This window comes from Streptomyces sp. NPDC044064 (assembly GCF_056434245.1).
This window is the reverse complement of record NZ_JBWKFN010000072.1, coordinates 1-4409: the sequence shown is the minus strand read 5'-3', so window position 1 is coordinate 4409 and position 4409 is coordinate 1. Positions and strand designations below refer to the sequence as shown.

Here is a 4409-nt window from a genome sequence, read left to right as displayed (position 1 = left end):
CGGCACATCCATCCCGCCCACACCACCACAGTCCAGCACCACCACACCCGGCACCGGACCCACACCCCCGGACACCTCCTCCCAACGCACCCACGGCTCACCCGTTCCGGCGGCTAGGGGCAGCTGTGACCACTCGACCGCGAACAGGGGCTCGGCAGACGCGTCACTTGCCGCCAGCTGCTCCACCGACACGGGTCGGCTCACCATCGACCCCACGGACAAGACCGGCCGACCGGTGGTGTCCGTCAGGGCCAGCGACCAACCGTCCTCGCCGACGCGCGTCAGTCGCGCCCGCACCAGGGTGGCGCCCACGGCGTGCAGCGAAACAGCGCTCCATGCGAACGGGATGGCGGTTGCGCCCGAGCTCGTCAGGATCGCCGCATGCATCGCGGCGTCCAGCAGAGCCGGGTGCAGACCGAACCGCCCGGCGTCGTCGTGCGCCTGATCCGGCAGCACGACTTCCGCGAACAGCTCCTCGCCGCGCCGCCATACGGTACGAAGCCCCTGGAACACCGGCCCGTAACCGAAACCGGCACCCGCGAATCCTTCGTATGCCCCGTCGACGGGGACCGGCTCCGCACCGACGGGCGGCCAGGACGTCATGTCCGCGTCGGGAACGACGGCACCGGCGGGCCTGACCGCGAGAACACCGTCGGCATGGAGAATCCATGCACCGTCGGCCGCGCCGTCCGTGCGGGAGTGCACGGTGACGTGGCGCCGACCGCCCTCCTCCGGTTCGCCGACCCACACCTGCACCTGGACACCGCCCCGTTCGGGCAGCACCAGTGGCGCGGCGAGCGTCAGCTCCTCCACCACATCACAGCCGACCGAATCGCCTGCTCGCAGGGCGAGTTCGAGGAGAGCCGCTCCGGGCACGAGGACCCTGCCCAGGACCATGTGGTCCGCCAACCACGGGTGGGAGTCCAGGGACAGCCGGCCTGTGAAGAGGAAGCCATCGGCGCTGACGAGTTCCGCGACAGCACCCAGGAGCGGGTGCTCCGCCGAGCCCAGGCCCACGGAGCCGAGTTCCGCCACCGTACTCGTGGCGTCCAGCCAGTACCGCTGGCGCTGGAATGCGTACGTGGGCAGATCGACGGCGCGCCGACCTGCCGCTGCCGTCACCGCGAAGAACGTCCGCCAGTCGACGGGCACTCCGACGGTGTGCAGGGAGCCGAGTCCCCCGACCAAGGTCAGGCTCTCGTCCCGGCCGCGGCGGAGCAGGGAGAACACGTTCGCGTCGTCGAGGGTGTCCTGCACCATTCCGGTGAGCACCGCGTCGGGCCCGATCTCGACGAATCCTGTGACGCCCAGGGTGCGCAGTGTGTGAAGGCCGTCGGCGAAGCGGACCGCCTCGCGGACGTGTCGTACCCAGTAGTCGGCGGAGCACAGGTCCTCGGACGCCGTGACCTCGCCCGTCAGGTTCGACACGACCGGAATCACCGGCGTACCGAAGGAGAGCCCTTCGACCACGCGATGGAAGTCGTCGAGCATGGGGTCAATCAGCGGGGAGTGGAAGGCGTGCGAGACGCGGAGCCTTGTCGACTTACGGTCGTGGAAGTGGGTGCGGATCTCCTCCACCGTCGCCTCGGCGCCGGAAACCACCACGGATCGGGGTCCGTTGACCGCAGCGATCGACACCAACTCACCGAGCAGGGGACGTACTTCGTCCTCGGTGGCCTGGAGGGCGAGCATGGCCCCGCCTTCCGGCAGGGCCTGCATCAGCCGGCCACGAGCCGCCACCAGAGCACACGCATCCACCAGCGAGAACACACCCGCCACATGCGCGGCAGCCACCTCACCGATCGAATGCCCGGCCACAAAATCAGGGCGAACGCCGAGAGATTCGGCAAGCCGGAACAACGCCACCTCGACCGCGAACAGCCCAGCCTGCGCGTACACCGTCCGGTTGAGCAGCTCCTCACTCTCACCCCAGACCACATCCTGCACCGGCACATCCAAGTGCCCGTCCAGCCCCGCACACACCGCATCGAAGGCCTCCGCGAACACCGGGAACCTGCCGTACAACTCACGGCCCATACCGAGGCGCTGCGAACCCTGCCCCGAGAACAAGAAGGCCGAGACGGCACTACCGCGGGTCGAGGCCGTGAAGAGGCCGGGAGCGGAGGCGTCGTGCTGTGTCAGGGTCCGAAGGCCGTCGAGGAGTTCCTCGCGTTCCGTACCGACGACCAGCGCCCGGCACTCGAGGGCTGTGCGCGCTGTCGCCAGTGTGTGTGCCGTGGCCGTCAGGTCCAGTTCCGGGCGGGTCTCGACGTACGACAGCAGTCGGGCAGCCTGGGCCCGCAGGGCCTCCGGGGTCGGCGCGGAGACGAGCCACGGCAGCGGGACACCGGGCGGTGCGGCCGACTCGGTGGCCGCGACCGGCTGCTCCGTGCCCTGTTCCAGGACCACATGTGCGTTGGTACCGCTGATACCGAACGCCGAGACGCTCGCGCGGCGCGGGTGCCCGGTCTCCGGCCAGTCCACCGCTTCGGTGAGGAGTTCGACGGAGCCTTCCGTCCACTCGACGTGCGGGGAGGGCTCGTCCGCGTGCAGGGTCTTCGGCAGCACGCCGTGGCGCATGGCCATGACCATCTTGATGACGCCCGCGACTCCTGCGGCGGCCTGGGCGTGCCCGATGTTCGACTTGATGGACCCGAGCAGGAACGGCCGGTCCTCCGGGCGCTTCTGGCCATACGTCGCGATGAGTGCCTGTGCCTCGATCGGGTCACCCAGCGTGGTACCCGTGCCGTGCGCCTCCACTGCATCAACGTCCTGAGCCGCGAGTCCGGCCGCGGCGAGAGCCTGCCGGATCACCCGCTGCTGGGAAGGGCCGTTGGGGGCGGTGAAGCCGTTGCTGGCGCCGTCCTGGTTGACCGCTGAGCCGCGGATCACGGCCAGGACGTCATGGCCGTTGCGGCGGGCGTCCGACAACCGTTCCACGAGCAGGACGCCGACGCCTTCCGACCAGCCGACGCCGTCGGCCGATCCCGCGAACGCCTTGCACCGGCCGTCCGCGGAGAGACCGCGCTGCCGGCTGAACTCGATGAACATCCCGGGCGTCGACATCACGGTGGCACCGCCGGCGAGCGCGAGGGAGCACTCCCCTGAGCGCAGCGACTGCACCGCGAGGTGCAGGGCGACCAGCGACGACGAGCACGCCGTGTCGACGGTGACCGCCGGCCCCTCCAGACCCAGCGTGTACGACACCCGGCCGGACACGACGCTGCCTCCACTCGTTCCGGACGGATGCGCTCCCAGGGCGTAGTCGTGGTACATCACTCCGGCGAACACGCCGGTGCGGCTGCCCTTCACCGTGACCGGGTCGATTCCGGCGCGTTCCAGGGCCTCCCAGGACGTCTCCAGCAGGAGCCGCTGCTGCGGGTCCATGTAGAGCGCCTCGCGCGGGGAGATCCCGAAGAACGCCGGGTCGAAGTCGGCGGCGTCGTACAGGAAGCTCCCTCGGCGCGTGTAGCTCTTGCCCTCCTTGCCCGGTTCGGGGTCGTAGAGGTCCTCGAGGCTCCAGCCTCGGTCGGCCGGCAGGTCGGAGACCGTGTCGACACCGTCGAGGACGAGCTGCCACAGCTCTTCGGGGGTCGTCACACCGCCGGGATAGCGGCAGGCCATACCGACGATGGCGATGGGCTCGTCGTCGGCCGGACCCCCGTCGTCCGTACGCCCGTCGTCCGCGCGTACGGCCATCTCGCCGGCCGCGTCGCCGACGCCCAGCTCGTCGAGAATGCGGTCGGTGACTGCCGCGGCGTTCGGGTGGTCGAAAGCGAGCGTTGCGGGCAGCCGCAGGCCGGTGGCCTTGCTGAGCTGGTTGCGCAGTTCGGTGGCGGCCAGGGAGTCGAAGCCCAGCTCCTGGAAGGGCCGGTCGGGACCGATCGCCTCGGCCGAGGTGTGTCCGAGCACGGACGCCACCTGGGAGCGGACCATCCCCAGCACGAGCCGGTGGCGCTCTCCGGGGGTGATTCCGGCGAGCCGCTCCCGCAGCGGTGCGCCGGTCGTCGCGCCGCCGCTGTGTGCCGTGACGCGGCGAGTCCGCGGGGCCAGGCCGCGCAGCAGCGCGGGTATCTCGTCGGTGCGAGTACGCAGGGCGGCCATGTCGACGCGGACGGGAACGACGGCTGCCCGCTCCGACCGCAGGGACGCGGCGAAGAGGTCCAGACCGGAGTCCGCTGTGAGGACCGGAAGGCCCTGGGCGGCCATGCGCCTGCGGTCGGCCTCCGCAAGGTGAACGCCCATGCCGGCGCCCGCGTCCCAGAGGCCGAATGCCATGGCGGTGGCGGGCAGGCCCTCGGCCGCGCGACGGGCCGCGAGGGCGTCGAGGAACACGTTGGCCGCCGCGTAGTTGCCCTGCCCCGCGGTCAGAACCAGCCCGCCCGCCGAAGAGAACATCACGAACGCGG

The 4409-nt window shown here is 70.8% G+C and carries 1 protein-coding gene; it reads right to left on the bottom strand.

Translation table 11 applies throughout. The features are described 5' to 3' along the window. Nucleotides 1–4409: type I polyketide synthase (locus AC07DS_RS46215; RefSeq protein ID WP_479154730.1), on the bottom strand; the 4409-nt coding region annotated here is incomplete at both ends.